General features: G+C 47.5%; 16 protein-coding genes and 1 other RNA gene. All 17 read right to left on the bottom strand.

All coding sequences use genetic code 11. From position 1 onward, the window contains the following. Window positions 1-396: 396 nt before the first annotated feature. The gene (gene rny / locus KHZ77_RS07470) at window positions 397-1,941 is read right to left on the bottom strand and encodes a ribonuclease Y (RefSeq protein ID WP_295197427.1); all 1,545 of its coding nucleotides are present in this window, start codon (window positions 1,939-1,941) and stop codon (window positions 397-399) included. A 162-nt stretch (window positions 1,942-2,103) separates the two neighbouring features. Continuing rightward, complete coding sequence (locus KHZ77_RS07475) at window positions 2,104-2,610, bottom strand: regulatory protein RecX (RefSeq protein WP_295197430.1); 507 nt, start codon at window positions 2,608-2,610, stop codon at window positions 2,104-2,106. Between the two features lie 99 nt (window positions 2,611-2,709). Further along, the gene (gene recA, locus KHZ77_RS07480) at window positions 2,710-3,741 is read right to left on the bottom strand and encodes a recombinase RecA (RefSeq protein ID WP_295197433.1); all 1,032 of its coding nucleotides are present in this window, start codon (window positions 3,739-3,741) and stop codon (window positions 2,710-2,712) included. 33 nt (window positions 3,742-3,774) lie between these two features. Beyond that, window positions 3,775-5,016: a competence/damage-inducible protein A gene (locus KHZ77_RS07485; protein ID WP_295197435.1), complete on the bottom strand. Its 1,242-nt coding sequence runs from the start codon at window positions 5,014-5,016 to the stop codon at window positions 3,775-3,777. A 146-nt stretch (window positions 5,017-5,162) separates the two neighbouring features. Next, on the bottom strand, window positions 5,163-6,512 hold the full coding sequence (rimO, locus tag KHZ77_RS07490; protein ID WP_295197436.1) for a 30S ribosomal protein S12 methylthiotransferase RimO: 1,350 nt from the start codon (window positions 6,510-6,512) through the stop codon (window positions 5,163-5,165). 2 nt (window positions 6,513-6,514) lie between these two features. Continuing rightward, on the bottom strand, window positions 6,515-7,552 hold the full coding sequence (locus tag KHZ77_RS07495) for an extracellular solute-binding protein (protein ID WP_295197439.1): 1,038 nt from the start codon (window positions 7,550-7,552) through the stop codon (window positions 6,515-6,517). 39 nt (window positions 7,553-7,591) lie between these two features. After that, on the bottom strand, window positions 7,592-9,688 hold the full coding sequence (locus KHZ77_RS07500) for a YgiQ family radical SAM protein (protein ID WP_295197441.1): 2,097 nt from the start codon (window positions 9,686-9,688) through the stop codon (window positions 7,592-7,594). A 16-nt stretch (window positions 9,689-9,704) separates the two neighbouring features. Continuing rightward, window positions 9,705-10,154, bottom strand: a complete 450-nt coding sequence (locus KHZ77_RS07505) for a helix-turn-helix domain-containing protein (RefSeq protein ID WP_295197444.1) — start codon at window positions 10,152-10,154, stop codon at window positions 9,705-9,707. An 18-nt stretch (window positions 10,155-10,172) separates the two neighbouring features. Beyond that, window positions 10,173-13,262 (bottom strand): DNA translocase FtsK, encoded by a 3,090-nt coding sequence (locus tag KHZ77_RS07510; RefSeq protein ID WP_295197446.1) that lies wholly within the window; start codon window positions 13,260-13,262, stop codon window positions 10,173-10,175. A 193-nt stretch (window positions 13,263-13,455) separates the two neighbouring features. Next, complete coding sequence (locus KHZ77_RS07515) at window positions 13,456-14,772, bottom strand: replication-associated recombination protein A (RefSeq protein WP_295197448.1); 1,317 nt, start codon at window positions 14,770-14,772, stop codon at window positions 13,456-13,458. A 240-nt stretch (window positions 14,773-15,012) separates the two neighbouring features. Beyond that, a non-coding RNA gene (gene ssrS / locus KHZ77_RS07520) (6S RNA) lies at window positions 15,013-15,186 on the bottom strand. Window positions 15,187-15,355: 169 nt separating this feature from the next. Beyond that, entirely contained in the window at window positions 15,356-17,152 is a 1,797-nt protein-coding gene (aspS, locus tag KHZ77_RS07525; RefSeq protein WP_295197450.1) for an aspartate--tRNA ligase, read from the bottom strand. Between the two features lie 5 nt (window positions 17,153-17,157). Then, complete coding sequence (hisS, locus tag KHZ77_RS07530) at window positions 17,158-18,429, bottom strand: histidine--tRNA ligase (protein WP_295197453.1); 1,272 nt, start codon at window positions 18,427-18,429, stop codon at window positions 17,158-17,160. Window positions 18,430-18,431: 2 nt separating this feature from the next. Beyond that, window positions 18,432-19,868, bottom strand: a complete 1,437-nt coding sequence (gene hemZ / locus KHZ77_RS07535) for a coproporphyrinogen dehydrogenase HemZ (protein ID WP_295197454.1) — start codon at window positions 19,866-19,868, stop codon at window positions 18,432-18,434. Beyond that, entirely contained in the window at window positions 19,861-20,334 is a 474-nt protein-coding gene (locus KHZ77_RS07540) for a Fur family transcriptional regulator (RefSeq protein WP_295197471.1), read from the bottom strand. The genes hemZ and KHZ77_RS07540 overlap by 8 nt, the downstream gene beginning before the upstream one ends. Beyond that, window positions 20,334-21,395, bottom strand: a complete 1,062-nt coding sequence (locus tag KHZ77_RS07545) for an AI-2E family transporter (protein ID WP_295197456.1) — start codon at window positions 21,393-21,395, stop codon at window positions 20,334-20,336. Before KHZ77_RS07545 ends, KHZ77_RS07540 begins: the two co-directional genes overlap by 1 nt. Window positions 21,396-21,410: 15 nt before the next feature. After that, window positions 21,411-22,031 carry an MBL fold metallo-hydrolase gene (locus KHZ77_RS07550; RefSeq protein WP_295197458.1) on the bottom strand — a complete coding sequence of 207 codons (621 nt, stop codon included), beginning with the start codon at window positions 22,029-22,031 and terminating at the stop codon, window positions 21,411-21,413. Window positions 22,032-22,049 lie beyond the last annotated feature (18 nt).

Raw genomic sequence — 22,049 nt, forward strand, 5'->3', positions numbered from 1 at the left:
CCCATACTCCAACTTCTCTGTTATATTATTTCTACAAAAAAGTCTTATTTTCCTTCTTTGTCAAGAATATTTTTTATAAATTTTACTGCACAAAAATTGCAAAATAAAAATGCATTACCTGCAACAATGCGCATTCTACCTATAAAGACACGTAAAAACGTCTTATTGAAATATGTAATAAAAGTTTTCGGACAAATATATATTTTACTTGTTTTTACTATAAAAAATCAAGTCTTCCGACAAAAAAGTTCCGTACAACAATAAAAGACTACACCCTTGCCTCTCAGCGAAGGGTTGTAGTCTAGTATATTCATCTTGTTAAATTATTCATTATAAAAGTCAATTAGTATATATAAAGTGTCTATGTATATAAATTATCTTTTACCTATTATTCCATTATTTGGCATAATCAACTACACGAGTTTCACGAATAATAACAACTTTAATCTGTCCCGGATATTCCAGTTCAGTTTGAATGCGATTTACAATTTCACGCATCAATAATGTAGCTTCCGCTTCATCAACCTTATCAGGTTTTACCATTACGCGAATTTCACGACCGGCCTGAATTGCAAAACATTTTTCAACGCCATCAAAGGACTCGGCAATTTCCTCAAGTTTGGTTAAGCGTTTCAAGTAGTTTTCCAATGTTTCACGGCGTGCACCCGGACGGGCTGCAGAAATTGCGTCAGCTGCCGCAACAAGCACAGCTTCAACGGATTTGAATTCTTCATCACCATGATGAGCACCGATACAGTTCTGTACCAACGCGCTTTCATGATATTTCTTAGCCACATCAATACCAATTTGAACGTGGGAGCCTTCAATTTCGTGGTCAAGAGCTTTCCCAAGGTCGTGTAATAAACCGCCGCGCTTAGCAAGGGCTACATCCACGCCCAATTCAGCAGCCATAATACCTGCCAAATGAGATACTTCTATGGAATGTTTCAATACATTTTGACCATAACTTGTACGATATTTCAAGCGGCCCAAAATACGAACGATTTCAGGGTGTAAACCATGAACGTCAGTTTCAAACGTAGCTTGTTCACCGGCTTCTTTAATTGTCTGATCCACTTCCTTACGCGCTTTCGCTACCATTTCTTCAATGCGCGCCGGATGGATACGTCCGTCTACAATCAATTTTTCCAGAGCGATACGAGCCACTTCGCGGCGGATCGGATCGAAACCGGAAAGGATAACTGCTTCAGGGGTATCGTCGATGATAAGATCAATACCGGTTAAGGTTTCAAGGGCACGAATGTTACGGCCTTCACGACCGATAATACGCCCTTTCATTTCATCATTAGGAAGCGCAACTACAGATACTGTAGATTCTGCTACATGATCGGCTGCACAGCGCTGAATGGCAGCGGCGATGATTTCGCGGGCGTTTTTCTCCGCTTCATCTTTGGCCTGCTGTTCCAAATCTTTCACCAAGATGGCCGTTTCATGTCGAATATCTCGTTCCACATTAGAAAGGAGGATGTTCTTCGCTTCATCAAAAGTCATGCCGGAGATGCGTTCCAACTCAGCCATTTCCTTCTGGTAAAGTTCTTCCACCCGTTCACGAATCGTAGTCACTTCCTGTTCCTTACGATGTAAGTGGTCTTCCTTCTTTTCTAATGTTTCCAGTTTATTGTCAAGATGTTCTTCCTTCTGAAGAATGCGTCTTTCTAAGCGTTGTAATTCAGATCTGCGATCTCGGTTTTCTTTTTCAATCTCGGTACGCATCTGATGGATTTCTTCTTTAGCTTCAACCAAAGCTTCTTTCTTCTTTGCTTCCGCTACGCGTTCACCATCAGCGATAATGCGGGCCGCTTCCGTTTCAGCTCGATTGAGCTTCCCTTCCGCGATGTTTTTACGCATCAAATAACCTACACCGAGACCTATAAGCACCATTACAACGGCTATAATACTATACTCTAAAATAAGTTTCACCTCCTGTATAAAAAGTAAGAAGCCTAACAGGCTTCTTCGTGTTGCCGTCTAATTCATTCAATATTAATAATTTGCCCACTACTGTGAGACTACTATAATTGTAGTCTGTGATACCCTTCATGTCAAGCATTTACGCTCCCAAATGCCACAGTGGCATCATAGCTAAAATGCATTATCGAGTGCTACACAACGAGCGATTTCCTGTATAGTGCCCATCTTAAAACCGCGGTTTTTCAAGTAGTTGAACACCTTTTTTTTAGGTACCCGGTCATCATCGGACCAAGGCTCCCCGTCTTCATACCGGTCCGTATCACCGGGCGGTAGAAAATGCCGTGCCGTCAAACGGTACGCAACGGCCGTTTCATCATATGCATTTAGTGCATAATCAACAATCAAGCCTCGCTGGTGCATCTTCTGGCGTATAAACAGCTCACTGTACTTTTCCGACTCCATATAAAGTCGTAACGCCTCCCGAGAGAGGCGTTCATCATCTATGTATTGTAATTCTTCCAAACGCTCCATTACCTGCTCGATCAGGTCCTGTGGGACACTCTTGCGAAGCAACTTCTGCGTCAGCTCATAGCGACTTAAAAATCGAGGTGCCAGAAAACGAAGGGCCTGATCCATCGCCGTGGTCAGCGTGTATTCTTTCTTCGTCGTTTCAGCCACTGATTTATCCTTTATTCCTTTATATTAATAACTTTTCGGATTCAGTTAATAATTCTCCGGAGCAATAACTCTTCAGATTACTAACGCTCTGGTTACGGCTTATTCTTCTTCAGCCTCTTCACCTACCACATCAAAGGTTTCAGGTTCAGCCATTAATGTATCGCGGATAATCTTGTCGATTTCCTGAGCGATGGCAGGATTTGTGCGCAAGTATTCTTTAGCCGCTTCCTTACCTTGGCCCATACGTTCATCGTTGTAGGAGTACCATGCACCGGATTTCTTGATGATTTCCATGTTGGTGCCGATGTCGATCAACGTACCTTCATAGGATACGCCTGTACCATACATCAAATCGAATTCAGCAGTTTTGAATGGAGGTGCCACTTTGTTTTTAACAACTTTTACTTTTGTACGGCTACCTACGTTTTCATTGTTCTGCTTAATCACTTCGCCTTTACGAACGTCCAAGCGGATAGTGGAATAGAACTTCAACGCACGACCGCCTGTTGTCGTTTCAGGGTTACCGAACATAACGCCTACTTTTTCACGAAGCTGATTGATGAACACAACTACGGTGCGGGATTTGCTGATAATACCGGTTAACTTACGAAGGGCCTTACTCATCAAACGAGCCTGAAGACCTACGTGAGCGTCGCCCATTTCGCCTTCAATTTCCGCTTTTGGAACCAAGGCCGCAACGGAGTCGACTACGATCATATCTACAGCGCCGCTTCGTACTAAGGATTCCGTAATTTCAAGGGCCTGTTCACCGTTATCAGGTTGGGATACCAACAAGTTGTTAATATCTACGCCGAGATTACGGGCATATACAGGATCCAACGCATGTTCCGCATCAATAAACGCTGCAATACCGCCGCCTTTTTGCGCTTCTGCAATGGCATGAAGTGCTACGGTTGTTTTACCGGAGGACTCAGGACCGTAAATTTCAATAACGCGGCCGCGAGGGAAACCGCCTACGCCTACAGCCAGGTCAATAGCCAGACAGCCTGTGGAGATAACATCGATGTTCATGCGGTCTCCAATATCGCCGAGACGCATGATGGCGCCTTTACCATAATCTTTTTCTATTTTCTTCAACGCACTGTCCAGTGCCTGCTCTCTACCTTCCATGTTGACATCCTTTCTAAATTAAAATGTTTTAAATTAATTATGCTTAATATAGTCATACAGATAATACAGAACTTGTTCCACTGTACTTTCACGTACAGTGTGGCGATTGCCGATAAACTGATTCTTATACACTTTAGTGCCTTTCGGACCGGCAATGCCGATATACACAAGGCCTACCGGCTTCGTGTCAGTGGCGCCTCCCGGACCGGCAATACCGGTAGTTGATACGCCATACGTCGTTTTCATAAGCTTGCGAGTGCCTTCCGCCATCTGGCGAGCTACCGTTTCACTGACAGCTCCGTAAGTAGCCAAATCGTCAGCACTTACGCCCAACACTTCGTGTTTAATCTCATTGTCATAGGAAATGACACCGCCTCGCATATACGCGCTGCTGCCCGGCAAATCGGTTAAGTATTTGCCCACTAAGCCGCCCGTACAGGATTCCGCCGTAGCCACTGTGGATTTTGTTTCCAACAAAGCGTCCGCCGTCAATTCCAACACGGACTGATCTAATGTGCGACCCACATGTTCGCCTAAGCGTTCATGCAACGCCTTATCCCAAGGTGCCAGCAATGCTTCCGCAGCCTCTATGGATTCGGCAGATGCCGTAAGGCGCACTTCAATGTAGCCGTTCTTAATAAGGCAGGCGATGGTCGGATTGGACTGTGTCATGAACAGTTCGCCCAATCGTTCTTCCAAGGCAATTTCCTTAATGCCATATACGGCATAGCGATGCGAATGAATCACGCCCTGCGGACCAAATGTTTCATCTAAGTAAGGCACTACGGACTCTGCAAAAACAGCTTTCATTTCTGCAGGTGGTCCCGGTAATAGAATAAATGTACAATCTTCGGAAACGGTCACTACGCCCGGCGCAACACCAACGCTGTTAGTCAGCGCTTTGCTGCCGGCCGGCAGGAACATTTCACGACGGCTCTTTTCCGGCATAGGAAAATCTTTCCGTTTAAAGTAACTTTCCACCATGCGTTCCGCATCTGTATTGAGCTCCAGCGGTACGCCGATAGTGTCAGCCAATACATTGCGCGTAATATCTCCGTCAGTCGGTCCGAGCCCGCCTGTAGAGATTACAATATCAGCCCGCTTAGCGCTCACAGAGAAGACTTCCGACATGCGTGCAGGGTTATCCCCCACCACGGTCTGGTAAGCCACCGTATAGCCGATTTTATTCAATTCTTTAGCAAGCCAGGTAACATTCGTGTTAACCGTATCACCAAGTAATAATTCAGAACCTGTAGAAATTAATTCAACAATCATGTGATTTTCGCCCCTATTCATTTACCGATCGCCGTAAGGTTTGCCTGCTTATACTTTGTTTATCTTTATTTATCTATATTTCTCTTTTATCTGTTTTCTTTGTAAATTTGTTTCGTTTAAGCCTTGTCAGGTAAGCCGGCTAAGACTTATTTATCTAACTCTACCACTACATCGTAGGAGAAGCCCTGCACCACTGTAACCGGCACGATGTCGCCCACTTCGAGGCCTTCGCCCTGGCAGTTTTCGATGTACATGTTGCCGTCCACATCAGGAGCCTGTGTAGACAAGCGGCCTTTGGCGAGCAATGTGCCGTCTTCCGCTTCGTCGATTTCTTCAACGATAGCCTGCTGATGGGTACCTTCCAGGTCGCGGTTATTTTCTTCGGAAATAGCGGCCTGAATGGCCATCAATGTGTGGTAGCGGTCTTCTTTAACTTCTTCCGGAATCTGATCCGCCATAGCACCGGCCGGCGTACCGTCTTCCTGGGAGTATGTAAACACGCCCATGTTATCGAAGCGAACTTCCTTCACGAATTCGCACAGTTCTTCGAACTGTTCGTCCGTTTCACCCGGGAAGCCGACAATGATAGATGTACGCAATGTGACATGGTCCGCTTTCGCACGTACTTTTTGCAATAAAGTAACAATATCCGCTTTGCGATCCTTGCGGTTCATGCGGCGCAAGATATCGTCATTGATGTGCTGTAACGGCAGGTCGATGTAGTTACAAATTTTAGGTTCCTGAACGATGAAGTCCAGTAAATCATCGGTGAAGTATTTAGGATATAAATACAATAGGCGGAACCATTGGATGCCATCTACCTTCACCAACTCTCTTAAAAGATCTACCAACATAGGTTTGCCGTTGTTAAGGTCGGAACCGTAGCTGGTTGTGTCCTGCGCAATGAGGTTAATTTCTTTAACGCCCATATCCGCCAAACGCTGTACTTCCTCCACGATGGATTCAATCGTACGGCTGCGGTAGGAACCGCGCACCTTCGGAATAATACAGAATGTACAGCCGTTGTCGCAGCCTTCCGCGATTTTTACATACGCGCTGTATGTTGGCGTAGTCTGCATGCGAGGCATACGTTCGTTGTAAATATTCGTAATGGAATCCATAATGCAGGCGCGATGACCTTCATTGATAGCATCAATAGCTTCCATAATGCGATTCCAGGAACCTGTACCGATGAGTGCATCGATTTCAGGGATTTCTTTAAACAACTCTTCCTGATATTGTTGGCTCAGGCAACCTGCAACAATTAAACCGCGGCAGGCACCGAATTTTTTAAACTCCGCCATCTCCAAAATCGTATTTACCGATTCCGCTTTCGCTTTCTCGATAAATGTACAAGTATTGACGATGATAATTTCCGCTTCTTCCAAATTGTCGGTAATTTCATAGTCATTGGCTTTAAGCGCGCCCAACATAATCTCAGTATCTACCAGATTCTTGGCACAGCCTAAACTTACATAGCCCAACTTTTTACTCATTATTATCCCTTTCTAAATCGCACTTGGCTTATCCATCTATTTAATAAAACTTTTTTTCCTTCTTCCGTATAGCCGCCCCGGCTATCAAACAATACCAACTCACGGCCCAGTGAATCCACAGGATTCGGAATTTCCGGATTGGTATACACATAATAAAAACTGTTGTCAGTCAATAGTTGCGACACCTGTTTTGACAAAAGCCATTTTACCAGGCGCGTCGCTTCTTCTTCATTCTTCACACTCTTCAGCATGCCGACCCCGGTCAGGTAGTACGGCGTTCCGTCGGCCGGGAAAATAATTTTCACCGGATACTTGTGCATTGCATATTGCTGTCCGTCGGAATAGTTGCCGATACCCAGATCTGTTTCGCCCAACGCGGCTAAGCGTATCGGCGTAGACAGGAATTTAGCATACTGCGAAACATGAGGTTTCAACTCTACGAAGTACTCCAGCCCCTGTTCTTCTCCGTACCGTTCCACAAAGCTGTACAGAATATTCGCTGCACTGCGGGACGCCACAAAGTCGGTCATGACTACATTCCATTCGCCCGGCAATATTAAGGACTGCCAAGCCGTTACATAGCGGCCCATGCGGTCATAGAATGCTTCGCTTTGGGCGAATACAACCGGATCGTACCAAAGCCCTACCCATAGGGCATCAGGATTCTTAAATCTGTCGGACACTTCGTCCGCCCCTTCGGTGAGTACCGGTTTCAGTTGATTATACTTAACGCCGATATCCAAGTTGTCGCGACTGGTAATTACCAAGTCACCCTTCTGGTCCGCCAAAGGGAGCGTCATGCGCGTAGCCATCTGCTCTTCGGTGAGAGGTTGAAAATTCAGGCGAACATGGTACAGCATTTCATACTGTTGCGCCAGCACGGCGGTCACATTATTCGGCAAATCCGAATAAATTGTCAGCTCCGCTTTGATAGGAATGGCAGTGCGCTCTTTTTGTTTATTTTTTTCAAAATATGTGCCTGCCGCAAAAACGGCCATGACAAATATGACTAACAATGCAATTGGCCAAAAACGTTTCATACCATTGCCCGCCTCCATTATGACATATTATAAAGAAAGTTATCTAGGTTTTTTGCCCGATTTTGCCCGTTTACTCATACCAACTTCGGCACGACCGTACGAGTTTGCCCCGCGCGTCGAACTGCCTGCACGATATGAGCCTGAACGGCCTTGTGAAGCGCCTCTCGAGTTGTCGCCCGCTGAAGCGCCGTAACCTTTCGCGCCTTCACCGGGACGCCCTTTCCAGGAACTGCGGGCGCCGCTTCGAGCACCTGTACCGGAACTGTTACGCGAACCTGCGCCGCCTCTGAAGCCGCCCTTGGAAGCACCGGCTCCGCCACTCTGCGGCGCGTAGTTTTTAATCGGCCGTGGCGGAATAAGACAGTGCGGTCCGAATCCAATTAAGTCTTTCCGATTCGCTTTCATAAGCGCTTCGTATACAAGCTTGTAGTTTTCAGGGCGCTTATACTGCATGAGCGCACGCTGCATCGCCTTGTCATGCGCTTTCTTCAGCACATAAATCGGCTCGCCGGTCAACGGATTAATTTCCGTATAGTACATCGCCGTAGACAGGCTGCCCGGCGTAGGAATGAAGTCCTGCACCTGTTCAGGGTTCATGCCCTGGTCGCGCAGGAACTCCGCCAATTCAATAGCATCAGCTAGTGTACAGCCCGGATGAGAACTCATGAAGTACGGTACGAGGTACTGTTTCTTCCCGAGCTGACGATTGGCCGCATCAAACCAGTCTTTGAATTCAAGAAATACATCCTTGCCGGCCTTGCCCATAATATCAGTTACATTCTTTGACACATGTTCCGGCGCCACTTTCAGCTGACCGCTTACATGATGTTCACAAAGTTCTTTCACAAATTGTCGGTTATTATCTTCCAGTACGTAATCATAACGAAGTCCGGAACGAACAAACACTTTTTTAACGCCTTTCAGTTTGCGCAACTTGCGAAGCAAGTCCAGATAATCATCGTGACTTGTATCTAAGTGTTCACAAGGGACAGGCGCAGCACAGTTCTTGCCCGGACAGGCGCCGAATTTAGCCTGTTTCTGACACGCTAAATGACGGAAGTTGGCCGTCGGGCCTCCTACGTCATGAATGTAGCCTTTGAAATCCGCCATGTCGATCATGCGCTTCGCTTCGTTGATAAGTGATTCGTGACTGCGGTTCTGAATAATTCGTCCCTGATGGCTCGTAATGGCGCAGAAGGAACAACTGCCGAAACAACCGCGTTGACTTACGAGGCTGAACTGTACTTCACTCAGTGCCGGCACGCCACCTGCCTCATCATAGGCCGGATGCCATTGCCGCGTAAACGGCAGATCATATACTTCATCCATTTGCTTCTGGTCTAGCGGTAAGGCCGGGCTATTCTGTACTAAATAGCGATCCCCATGAGCCTGGATAATTGTTTTCCCGATAAAAGGATCCTGTTCGTAATATTGAATGCGAAATGCTTCGGCAAAGTCTTTCTTGCTCGCCTTCACCGCTTCAAAGGAAGGACATTCCACAAACGTACCTTCCGGTTTTTCCTTGCTCATATAGCAAATGCCTTTAATATGAGGCAAGCTTTCTTCAAAACGTCCTTCATCAAGCGCCTTCGCCAATTCCAGGATCTGTCGTTCACCCATACCGTAGATAAGGGCGTCCGATTTGCTGTCCTGCAAAATGGAACGGCGCACCGTGTCGGACCAGTAATCGTAGTGTGCAAAACGTCGCAAACTGGCTTCGATACCGCCTATGATAACCGGCACGTCGCGAAAAGCTTCGCGCATGCGGTTCGCATAAACTAATGTAGCCCGGTCAGGACGGTGGCCGCTTTCACCTCCCGGTGAATAGCCGTCTGTATGGCGGAACTTTTTAGCTGCAGTAAATTTATTGAGCATAGAGTCTAAATTGCCCGCCGTTACCAAGGATGCCAAACGTGGTTTTCCCAAGGTTTTAAATGCGTTCACATCGTTCCAGTCAGGCTGTGCTATAAGGCCTACCCGATACCCGTGGTGCTCGAGCAAACGGCCGATAACGCTGCCTGCGAAGGACGGATGGTCCACATACGCGTCGCCGGTAATCAATGCAAAGTCCAGCTCCGCCCAACCTTTGGCTTCCATTTCAGCCCTGGTCGTAATTAAAAAGCGATTTGTATCCATCACTCAATCCTTTTCTTTACATAAAGAACAACCAAATTAAAAACAGTACTATACAAATGAGTATAATCGTAACGGCCAGACGTTCCTGCGCCAATGTCTTCTTGCGGCGCTGTTGTCGGGACGTATACGTAAGACGCTTCGAAGCAGGCGGCACAACGGCCACTTCCTTCTCCACTTCTTCGTGAGCCGGCACGCGGCGCGGCTTTATCTTGCGAATCGGCACGCCCAGCGGTTCGCCGATAATACTTTTATATCGGTCAATGAAACGATGACGTTCCAAGCCGAGGAAATCGGCATAGTTGCCGATAAATCCTTTTACATACACATCCCCGGGGATGATATTGTAATTATCTTCTTCCAGAGCTTCCAAATAGGCAGCCCGAATGTGCAGCACCCGCTCCACATCTTTAATGGTCAGACCGCGTCGATTGCGTTCGCGCTTCAGTTCTTCCCCAATCGTTGCCAAGAGAGCTCCTCCTTTTCATTAAATGCCATATTTATCATATACTTCTTCACGAGTCATGAGAATTTCCCGTGGCTTGCTGCCGTTTACAGGGCCGATAATCTTCATTTCTTCCATCGTGTCGATCAGACGTGCGCCGCGGGAGAATCCTACGCGCAAACGACGTTGAATGTACGATGCGGATGCCTGTTTATGTTCGAACACCAAATCAATGGCCCGTTCCAATAATTCATCGCGGTCTTCTGCAGGTACGCCGGCCGGTTCTTCGTCCGCTTCGTCGCCTGCGGCAATAACGCGTTCGTCATACTGCGCAGTGCCCTGCTTTTTCACATATTGTACGAGGTGTTCCACTTCGTCGTCGGAAATGAAGGCCCCTTGAATACGGATCGGTTTGCTGGAGCCGATTGGGCTGAACAGCATATCCCCTTTACCGAGGAGATTTTCCGCACCGCCCGTATCCAAAATAATACGGGAGTCATTGGCCTGAGCCACGGCAAAGGAAATACGGCTCGGCACATTACTCTTAATGACGCCTGTAATAACGTCAACGGACGGACGCTGCGTAGCCAATACGAGGTGAATACCGGCCGCACGGGCTTTCGCCGCCAAACGGCTGATGTCTTCTTCCACCTCAGGCTCGGTCATCATGAGATCCGCCATTTCGTCGATAATAATCAGGATATAAGGCAATGCTTTATCCGGGAATGCTTCGTTATACGAGCTGATTTTACGATGCCCTGTAAGGCTGAGCATCTTATAACGGTTATCCATTTCACGAGTGAGCCAACGAAGTACGCTGGCCGCTTTTTTCATATCCGTTACAACCGGCGCCATCAAATGAGGCACCCCGTCGTAAACAGACAATTCTACAATCTTCGGATCCACCAGAATCAACTTAACTTCTGACGGCTTGCGGCTGAACAAGATACTGGAAATCAGCGTATTTACACATACGGATTTACCAGAACCTGTAGAGCCGGCGATGAGAAGGTGAGGCATCTTAGATAAGTCGGTAATAACCGGCTTGCCTGCAATATCCTTGCCGAGACCTACCGGAATACCGCCGCGCGCATGTTGGAAATCATCGCTTTCCAGTACGTCGCGCAAGTTTACGGACGACGGTTCGTCGTTCGGTACTTCAATACCTACCGTAGATTTACCCGGAATCGGCGCTTCAATACGCACGTCCACAGCGGACAGGCTTCGCTTCAAATCGTCGGACAATTTAAGAATCGACGCCACTTTGGTCCCCGGTTCCGGTTCCAATTCATAACGTGTAACCGTCGGTCCCTGCGTAGCATTTACAACCTTCGCAATAACCTTGAAGGACTGCAACGCTTCTTCCAGCTTCATGCTGTTGCGGCTGATTTCTTCCGGTGAAATGGCTTTCATCGTTCCGTGCGCCAACATAGACAATGGCGGATAGGAATATGGCGCTTCTAAAATGCGAGGTTTTGGTGCCCCGTCGGTAGTAACCGCTACAGCGGCTGTATCTTCTTCAGTACCTTCCAGCGAAGGAATTAAGATACCTGTACCGGCAGACGTTCCTTCAGCTGCACCGGCAGCACCTGCTACCGTGCCTGCCACACCTGCAGCGGCCATTGTGCCTGCAGCAGCGCCGTTTCCGGCAACTGCAGCACCTGCTGTCATCTGACCTACGGCTGGTGCAGTCATACCGGAAGCGCCTGCCTGTGCGGCGTTCACTGCGCCATTTCCTTCATGTTGAAGTTCCTGTGCCATGCTAGGTTCCAGGAAGGACGGCACGGCCATAGCTGTATCATTAGGAGCTACTCCATGACCTGCCTCGTTATGAGATTCTACAGCTCCCTGTCCGGCCTCTTCAACCGGTGTAACTTCACCGTCCACAGTCGGAACAGTTCCGCTATAAGCGGAGTCGCCTGTATTTTCTACTGTATCATAATCAGTTCTTCGACTCGGAATAAAACCTGTTTCCACGTCATCTACATCGTAGACAGTGTCGTCCGCCATCTGACTCACTGCGGCACTTTCGTCCACATAGGTATCCGGGAACGGTTTATCATCCATATAGGTAATCTCTCTAAAGTGTGTTTCCCCTTCATATGCACCTGCAGATGTCACATGCGGTGCATATGCGGCGCCGTGCGCCTCTTGTGTGCGAGCATCAACCTGTACAGGTTCTCTTCGAACGCTGGAATGAGGCTGCTGCATGCGCACATCAACCTGCGTAGGCTGTGTATGAGCATTTGCATAGGCCTGCTGCGTCGGATGAACCGTCTGGCCATGAGCACCATGTCCTTGGGGTCCCTGCACATAAGCGCCTGCATGGCCCTGTTCAGCCTGTGCATTTGTTTGAGGCTGAGCCACCTGTGCAGCGGTCTGTTTTTCTTCTTCTGCAATAATGCGCTGTGCGAAGGAGTTATCTTTTTCCTGATCGTAAACGCGCTTCCGTTCACGCTGCTCTTCACGCCAGTCTTCATAGCGTACTTTCACGTTCTGTGCCGCTTCTTCAGCGACCGCTTTCGCTGCTTCTATACCCACTTCAGCCTTTTCTTTTGTGCGGTGAAGACCGGTACGGAGCGATACTTGGGTAATCAACAGGCCCAAGCCGAGGAGTACCACAATGTCTACCAACATGGCCCCTATATCACCGAGCATACTGCGCAGCATGGAAGCGATGAAACCACCCATAACGCCGCCCTGGTCGGCCAGCATAGTAGTTTGTAATTCCGCCCCCTGCGGCACGCGAATTAACGGAATCAAGGCGATAAGGAATAAGAAAAAGACCGTTAATAAAACGCCTCGTTTCGTTATGCGGAACCCTTCGTCGGCATAGAGAATACGCCAACCTACGTAGCCCACATAAATGCACGGCACGATGCCGCCCAAACCGAATCCGTAAATAAAGAATCCCGATAAGATGTCAATAAACATACCTGATGATATGCCGAAGATCCCCAATAAGGCTACCAAGGCAATAAGCATGATAAATAGGCCGCGCACCTCTTTGCGAATTTTCGTGCTCTTCTGCGGGGCCGTTTTCTTCTTTGTTGTTGTCGTAGTCGTTCGTTTTCGGCTCGTACTCGGCTTCTTCGCCGCCTTGGCACGAGTCGACTCCTTTTGCTGCGCCATAATTGTCTACATACACCTCAATCTATCTAACTTACAAGGGGCGAACACTTCCACTCACCCTACAAACATCCTCAAAAGCAGTGTTTTATAAAATAACTTTCAATATTCCGACCCTATCATTTCCAAAGCAACATAGTACGGAAGGAAAGTTAATTTATACAATACCATAGCATATTATTATACCACAGAATACCTATCTTTTTGAAGTTTTATCGCCTGTACGTTCGCTCCAATTTTCCAACAATTCTTTTTCCGTTCCCCGGCTTATACCTTCATAGTACGTTCTACCTTTAAGCTCGTTTGGAAGGTACTGTTGCTTCACATAACCGTTCGGATAATCGTGGGCATATTTATAGGTTAAACCGTGTCCCAATTTGCCCGCACCGCTGTAGTGCGTGTCACGCAAGTGAGCCGGAACGGTCCCCTGCTGCATATGACGTACATCCTGCACAGCCCGGTCAATGGCCATGTACGCACTGTTACTCTTCGGAGCGAGGGCCACATATATCGTGGCTTCCGATAAAATAATCCGCGCTTCAGGAAAGCCCACTAAATGAGCCGCCTGTGCCGCCGCATTGGCCACAACCAAGGCCTGCGGATCTGCCAATCCCACATCTTCCGCCGCGCAAATAACAATACGGCGCGCAATGAAATTCGGATCTTCACCGGCTTCAATCATACGTGCCAGGTAATACACGGCCGCATCAGGATCGGAGCCGCGCATACTTTTTATAAATGCGGAAATCGTATCGTAATGGTTGTCCCCTTTTTTATCGTAACTGTAAATGCGACGTCCCACCACGCGTTCCAGTACATCGAGAGTGAGTTCGCCCTTTTCCGGCACCATGGCCACGGCCTGTTCCAGTATATTAAGGGCAATGCGCGCATCACCGCTTACGAAAATGCCCACTTCTTCCAACACTTCGTCCGTTGCGGTCACTTCTTTTTTGCCAAGTCCCTTCTCCGTATCACGAAGAGCTCGTTTTAAAACGTTCACAATCGCTTTCGGCGTAAGGCTTTCCAGCGTAATAAGTCGCAAACGGGAAAGAAGCGGTCTGTTTACTTCGAAGAACGGATTTTCTGTGGTAGCACCAATGAGGATAATCGTGCCATCTTCCACGCAAGGAAGCAGTACGTCCTGCTGGCTCTTATTAAAGCGATGAATTTCGTCTAAAAATAAAATCGTCCGCTGCTGCAGATTGCGAATCGTCTTGCGCGCCGTTTCAATGATGGTGCGCAATTCGCCGATGCCTGCATTAGTGGCGTTCAGAACTACGAAATGACTGTTGGTGAGTTGTGCAATAATGCCGGCCAAGGTCGTCTTGCCTGTGCCGGACGGCCCGTAGAACAACAAGGACGGAATAGTGTCCTGTTCAATCATGGCGCGCAAAAAAGTCCCCTTCCCTACCGCCTTTTCCTGTCCGAAAAAATCGTCCAGAGACGTGGGGCGCATACGCACCGCCAAAGGTTCAAAACTCTTTGTCTCCAATGTATCAAACAAACTGTCCATAAAGCCACCTCACTCACCGTTTAATCTATTTTACACTTATACTTATTATCTCATACAATCTGCTTTTCGGCACATATTCTTGCATATCTTTTCTCCATAAAGAAAAGAGCTTTTTTATAAAACCAAAGTCGCCATCGTAAAGCAAGAAACTTCTACTTAGACCGAAAATCTTCTCACTAATTTGAAAATCTTCTCACTAATTTAGAGAAAAAAAAAGAACCACCCTAAAGGCGGCTTTAAAAGATCCCCACCATGCCGTATATGTACCGTGTTTTGATCCTGCATGAGCAGGTGGGTGCTCTCCTCATAATCTTACTGTCCTTCTTCAGGCGTAGCGCCACTATGAGAGTCCAAGCTCCCTATGTAATAATGTTGGCTCAAAACTGCGATACCACACGCACACAGCAGGGGTAATCTTTAATAATATATTAGCAAACTCAGTCATTTATTTCAAGCCCTTGACAAGTATTCCTGATATACATTTATCATAGTTGCACTGTAACTATGCATAAAAGGGTTATGTATTTTTACAAAAAATATAACCGCAATCCCCAAAGAGGACTGCGGTTATATCTATTTACGCCTATACTAATTTTTCTTTTTCAGTATTGGTTTTAATGTGTAATTCGCGTAACTGTTTAGGAGCTACTTCGGATGGAGCCTGGCTCATGAGGTCAGATGCACTCTGTGTTTTAGGGAATGCAATTACGTCGCGGATAGACTGACGTTTAGCCATGAGCATAACCAAGCGGTCAAGACCGAATGCGCAGCCGCCATGTGGAGGTGCGCCGAATTGGAATGCATCCAACATGAAGCCGAATTTGCTGCGGCTTTCTTCTTCAGTAAGGCCGATAGCGTTGAATACTTTTTCCTGTACGTCGGATTGGTAAATACGGATACTGCCGCCGCCGATTTCAACGCCGTTAAGAACCATATCGTAAGCGATAGCTTTAACGGAACCCGGATCGGTAGCCAACTTATCAATATCTTCCGCACGAGGAGATGTGAACGGATGGTGCATAGCCACATAACGTTTTTCTTCTTCGCTATATTCGAACATTGGGAAGTCTGTTACCCAAGTGAATGCCAATTTATCTTCGTCGATCAAGTTCATGCGACGGCCCATTTCAAGGCGAAGTTCGCCCAAGGCTTTCGCTACAACAGCCGGTTTGTCGGCAATCATAAGAACAAGGTCGCCAGGTTGTGCGTTCATAGCACTGCCGATAGCGCGGATAGTATCTTCGCCCAAGAATTTCATGATCTGAGATTTGATAGTTCCGTCTTCGTTGAAGCAAGCCCAAGCCAAACCTTTAGCGCCGTATTGGTTTACATAGCTTACCAAATCATCAAGTTCACGACGAGGAATGCCTGCATCGCCAGGTACTACGATACCTTTTACTACGCCGCCGTTGTCGATAACGGAACGGAACACTTTGAATTCAGTCGTGCGAACCAAATCGGTTACATCAGTGAATTCCATGCCGAAGCGAAGATCCGGTTTATCGGAACCGTATTTATCCATTGCTTCATCCCAGGTAATGCGAGGCATTGGCAACTGAATATCTACGTCCATAGCTGTTTTGAATACGTGTTGAATCAAACCTTCCAAGAGTTTCAAAATGTCTTCCTGATCAACGAAGCTCAATTCCAAGTCGAGCTGAGTGAATTCAGGCTGACGGTCTGCACGCAAGTCTTCATCGCGGAAGCAGCGAACGATTTGGAAGTATTTTTCATAGCCTGCCACCATGAGGATCTGTTTGAAGATCTGTGGAGACTGTGGCAATGCGTAGAAAGTACCAGGATTTACACGGGAAGGTACCAAGTAATCGCGAGCCCCTTCAGGTGTACTCTTTGTAAGCATTGGAGTTTCAATTTCAATAAACTCTTTGTGGTCTAAATAGTCGCGCATAGCCTTAGTCACGCGGTGACGAAGCATAAGATTACGCTGCATTTCCGGACGGCGAAGGTCTAAATAGCGGTATTTTAAGCGAATATTTTCATCTACATCAATATTGTCCTGAATGTAGAATGGAGGTGTTTTGGATTTGTTAAGTACGCGAAGTTCTTCGCAATACATTTCAAAACGACCGGTAGCAAGATTTGGGTTAATTGCGTCCGCATCGCGTTCTGTAATCTTACCGCGTACACAAAGTACGAACTCGTTGCGCACATCTTCCGCTTTGTGGAATGATTCCATATTGTGATCCGGAGAGGCCACAATCTGAACTACCCCCGAACGATCTCGCAAATCGATAAAGATTAATCCGCCATGGTCACGACGGCGTTCTACCCAACCGCAAAGAACAACCTCCTTACCGATATGTTCTTCGCTGATAGTACCGCAGCCATGTGTGCGGTGCAATCCCTGCATTGTTTCCATTATTGTCATCCTTTCACTAATGAGGTTATATGTGCTTTCACTTCCGCTAATGACACTGTTTCCTGCTCGCTCGTTTCCATATGGCGAACGATTGCTTCGCCGCGAGCTAATTCATCATCACCCAATATAATAACATATTTTGCGTTAATTTTGTTAGCATGTTTTAACTGACTCTTCATGCTTTTGTTTTCACCGGTCATAGCGGCCGCAATATATTCATGGCGCAATGCATGAACAATCTTGAAGCCTTCCACTTGCGCCGCTTCACCCAAGGCTACTACGAACACGGACGGTTCCACTTCCGTATCCGGTAACAGTCCCTGTTTTTCCAAGGCCAGGAGCAAGCGTTCAACACCAACGGCAAAGCCTACAGCCGGCGTATGAGGGCCGTCAAGCTCTTCTACGAGGCCGTCGTAACGACCGCCGCCGCATACGGCACTCTGGGAGCCCAATGGTGCATATTGCACTTCAAAGGCTGTTTTTGTATAGTAGTCGAGACCGCGAACCAAACGAGGATTTAAGGTGTAGTCTACACCGGCAGCTGTCAACAACGCTTTCAATTGTTCAAAGTGGCCGGAACATTCTTCGCAAAGGTTTTCGGAAATTTCCGGAGCCCCTACGCTCAATGCTTTACAGGACTCTTCTTTACAGTCCAAAATACGCATCGGGTTCTTGTATAAACGGCTCTGGCAGTCAGGGCAAAGCTGATCCTTCTTAGGTTCGAAGAAGGCAATCAATTTTTCCCTGTACGCAGGACGGCAGATTGGACAGCCTACAGAGTTAACCTGTACGCTCAAATCTTTCAATCCCAAGCTTTCAAATAATTGCAAGGCCATTAAAATTACGTCCGCATCAGCAGTTGGAGCCTGTGAACCGAGGCTTTCCACGCCGAACTGGTGGAACTGGCGGTAACGGCCCGCCTGTGGTTTATCGTGACGGAACATCGGTCCGATGTAGAACCACTTCGTCAAGGTTTCCTGACCGTACACCTTGTTTTCTAAATAGGCGCGCACGGCAGATGCCGTATTTTCAGGGCGCAATGTATAAGTCTGTTCCTTTTTATCGCCTGTCGGGAATGAGTACATTTCCTTTTGTACTACGTCCGTAGTTTCACCGATACCTCGTAAAAACAGACCTGTTTCTTCAAAAATCGGGGTGCGAATTTCCTGGAAGCCGTACGCTGCGCAAAGCTTGCGAATGGCCGCTTCCACATAGCGCCAATTACCTATCGACGCCGGTAAAATATCCTGCGTGCCCCGAGGCTTTTGTATTGCCATAATTATCCCTCCCAATGTTGTTTGCTCAATAGCGAGCGCTTACGTAAAAGTGTTTCCAGCGTATCAATGTACACCGATACATCTTTAGGTAAATGCTGCTTCTTTTGCCGATACTCGGCGCCGCCGATCCACTTCGACGAACTGCCGGGACCGACGGATAAAATACTCTGCCGCTCTTCCATGATGCGAATATTGTATTCGCACGCATAGCCGGGCAAGGTATATCCTATATTTTCCAATTGACCGCGCATATACTGCTGGCGATACACATAATACGGTACATAGCCGGCCGCCTCCAGGCGTTCACGGCTATAAGCGACCATGTCCTTTACAACGTCTTCTTCAGGCATTGTATCCGTACGGCCGCTGTCATAAAGCGGACTGCCCCGCTTTAAGGCCAATGTATGAATTGTAACATTTTCAGGGCGTGCCTGACAAACATAATCTAAATTTTCCTGCATATGGCCGAAATTCTGCTCCGGCAAACCGGCAATAAAGTCCATGTTGACGATAAAATCGGTTTGCTCCTTCACCTGGTCATACAGACGGCGAATATCATCCGCCTTATGACCGCGGGCAATGGCCTTTAAAATGTGATCCTGCATACTTTGCGGATTGATGCTGATACGGTTTACGCCATGTTCCTTCATAGCTTCCAGCTTATCCGGTGTCACCGAATCGGGCCGTCCCGCTTCCACAGTAAACTCACGGCCTGGCTGATGAAGTTCTTTAAAGGCACTCAACACGTTGCGAAAGGCTTCATCGTCCAGACTGGTCGGCGTGCCACCGCCCATGTAGAGACTGTCCACATGGAGATTATACCGGCGTACCAGGTCGGCCAGTTGCAGTGAATCTGCTCGGAACGCTTCCACGAAGTCCGCCACGCGCTTGTAGTCCTGAATCAGTCCGAAAGGGAATGAGCAGTATGTACAGCGGGTCTGGCAAAACGGGATGCCTCCATAGACGCTGATATGACGTGCTTCATCAGGTGTAGCTCCCACATAGGGGCGCTGCAAGGTGGCCACCTTTTTCAACAGTGCCAGCTTGCCGTCACTCACTTCGTAGTCGCGGCGAATACTTTCCACAGCCTGCTCCGCACTGCCCGTCATGTCCCAGCGCTTATGAAACAGCTTCGTCGGTCGAACGCCCACTAAACTGCCCCACTCACCGACAGGATCAAGGCCCTGTTCACTGCGCAAATAGCGGAGCAAGGCGGCCCCGATAGCCGTGCGGCCCTGCGTACTTACCGACCCTTCAAAAGTCTGCTTCACCCGGCCGTCCACACGGACTTCCAGAGTATAGCCGCTCGGCCCTTCCACAGCGGACAGTTGCCAATGGGCTTCCTTCGCCGTCACAAGGCCGGCGGCTCCACAATGATGGGCTACCACACTGCCTAACGGGAGCGGACCTTCGTAGGAATACGTATAAAAATTATACACCTTTAGCCGCTTCCTCTTCCGCCTTAAGTTTTTCCTGGCAGTCGCTGCAGTAACCGTATACTTTCAACTGATGGTCAATGGTTTTGAAGTTTAATTTCTTAGCGATAATGGATTCCAACGTTTCCAACATATCGTCTTCAAATTCCTTTACGCAGCCGCATTTTACGCAGATTAAATGATGATGGAAGTGAGCGAATTCTTCATCGTTCAATTCGTAGCGGTTACGGCCGTCACCGAAGTCGAGGCGTTTTAACAAATCAAGTTCAGTGAACAGATCCAAGGTTCTGTAAATCGTAGCCAAGCCGATATCAGGGGCAACTTTTTTAACTAACACATACACGTCTTCAGCGCAAAGATGCTTTTCTTCCGCATCAATGAAGGCCTGTAAAATTGTTTGACGCTGTGTAGTTAATTTGTACTTCTTATCTTTAATGCGTTCTTTTAATTTTTCCAATGTAGTGTTCATCATGCCACATCCTTTTTATTATAATGCGAGTTAAAATACCATAGTTTATTAAGAATAATTTGAATCATCGCCGTCATAGGTACTGCCGTCATCATACCGATAATCCCGAAGAAGTAACCGCCGATAAAAATCACGGTTAAAATCACCAGTGGGTGCAGGTTAATAACATGCCCCATCAACTTCGGCATAATGATTTGTCCGTCCACGAGCTGAATAATCAGATAGGTAATGGCCACTTTGAGCGCCAGCGCCGGGCTGATAATGAAAGCCAGGATGATGGCCGGTACGGCACTGAAAATAGGTCCGATAATGGGAATCCACTCCGCAATGCCGGCCAGTAAGGCCAATACCAACGGGTACGGCAAATCGTAGATGGTTGCCACGATAAGCGTAATGCAGAACATATTGGTGGCCAGCACCAGGAGTCCCCGTAAATAACCGCCCATCGTGCGATGTATCTGATTAACTACCTCAGTTAAATACTGATTGTAAGGCGATGCAAACAGATTTAAGCAACGAGCTTTCAAATACCGGCCGTCTTTTAACAGATAGAATGTCATAATTGGCACCAGTAAAAATTCCAGCATCGTTGTTGCAATGGAGAATATGGCGAAAATACCGCGCTGCGCCAGTTCCACACCGTAACTGCTGATACGGCTCAATGTGTTGGCCACAACCGCATCAATTTGCGGCGGCAACACCACGTAGGAAGCGGTGGTCAGCGTCTGCCATAAATCCATTAACTGTCCCATTAAGTAAGGGAAGTTGTTCAGCAATCTTGTAAATTCTATGATAAATGGAAGAATAATATACTTAATCATTAAGGCCATGACTAATATTACCAGCAAAAAGGCCGGTATAATGGCCAAATACCGGGGAAACCAGGTCCAGTGAAGCTTCTTTCTCGCAAAGTCTTGAATGCTGTTTACTACAGGCAACAAGATGAGCGTAAAGATACAGGACGCAATGAGCGGCCACAACACGGGAACTATCGCCCAGAAAAATACTATCGTCAACGCTATAAGCGTGGCGCGTAACCAGTATTGTGTCGATTTTTTCATTATCCCGGTCACCACCTATCGAACAAAAGGATTGTATGTTTTCTCATGTCCAATCGTCGTTTCCGGACCATGCCCCGGGTATACAACAGTTTCTTCCGGCAACGGGAATAATTTATCCTGAATGCCGAACACTAAGTCATCGAAACTGCCACCCGGAAAATCCGTGCGACCTACTGATTCCTGGAATAAGGTATCACCTGCCAACACGAGTCCGTTACCGTAGTAACAAACACCGCCCGGCGTGTGTCCCGGCGTATGTAACACTGTGAACTCATGAGCTCCCAGCTGTAATTTCTGTCCGTCAGTTACATGGTGTACATCGGCGTTTACTGTAACGTTGAGGCCCATATTGGCGCTCAAATTTACCTGGCTGTCCTTCAAGAACACATCGTCCTTTTCGTGAATATACACAGGTACATGAAATGCGTCTACTAAGGCCTGCACGCCACCAATATGGTCGCCGTGCCCATGTGTTAATAAAATCGCCTGCAGCTCCCATCGTTTTTCTTTGACGAGCGCTACCAGCCGTTCTCCTTCCGCCCCCGGATCCACAATCCAACAAGCCGTGCCGTTATCGTCTTCTAAAATATAACAATTCGTCTGCAACGGCCCTAAGGGCAAACGGTAAAGCTTCATATCATCACTCCCTCCGCC

Origin of the sequence: Veillonella sp. (assembly GCF_018364065.1) — a bacterium.
Taxonomy (GTDB): Bacteria; Bacillota; Negativicutes; order Veillonellales; family Veillonellaceae; genus Veillonella_A.

Bases quoted from the DNA above. Each gene is read 5' to 3' on its own strand.
- KHZ77_RS07515 (WP_295197448.1), bottom strand. From the start codon at position 14,772: ATGGACAGTTTGTTTGATACATTGGAGACAAAGAGTTTTGAACCTTTG.
- KHZ77_RS07510 (WP_295197446.1), bottom strand. From the start codon at position 13,262: ATGGCGCAGCAAAAGGAGTCGACTCGTGCCAAGGCGGCGAAGAAGCCG.
- KHZ77_RS07485 (WP_295197435.1), bottom strand. From the start codon at position 5,016: ATGATTGTTGAATTAATTTCTACAGGTTCTGAATTATTACTTGGTGAT.
- hisS (WP_295197453.1), bottom strand. From the start codon at position 18,429: ATGGCAATACAAAAGCCTCGGGGCACGCAGGATATTTTACCGGCGTCG.
- aspS (WP_295197450.1), bottom strand. From the start codon at position 17,152: ATGGAAACAATGCAGGGATTGCACCGCACACATGGCTGCGGTACTATC.
- KHZ77_RS07495 (WP_295197439.1), bottom strand. From the start codon at position 7,552: ATGAAACGTTTTTGGCCAATTGCATTGTTAGTCATATTTGTCATGGCC.
- KHZ77_RS07550 (WP_295197458.1), bottom strand. From the start codon at position 22,031: ATGAAGCTTTACCGTTTGCCCTTAGGGCCGTTGCAGACGAATTGTTAT.
- recA (WP_295197433.1), bottom strand. From the start codon at position 3,741: ATGGAAGGTAGAGAGCAGGCACTGGACAGTGCGTTGAAGAAAATAGAA.
- KHZ77_RS07500 (WP_295197441.1), bottom strand. From the start codon at position 9,688: ATGGATACAAATCGCTTTTTAATTACGACCAGGGCTGAAATGGAAGCC.
- KHZ77_RS07540 (WP_295197471.1), bottom strand. From the start codon at position 20,334: ATGAACACTACATTGGAAAAATTAAAAGAACGCATTAAAGATAAGAAG.
- rimO (WP_295197436.1), bottom strand. From the start codon at position 6,512: ATGAGTAAAAAGTTGGGCTATGTAAGTTTAGGCTGTGCCAAGAATCTG.
- KHZ77_RS07545 (WP_295197456.1), bottom strand. From the start codon at position 21,395: ATGAAAAAATCGACACAATACTGGTTACGCGCCACGCTTATAGCGTTG.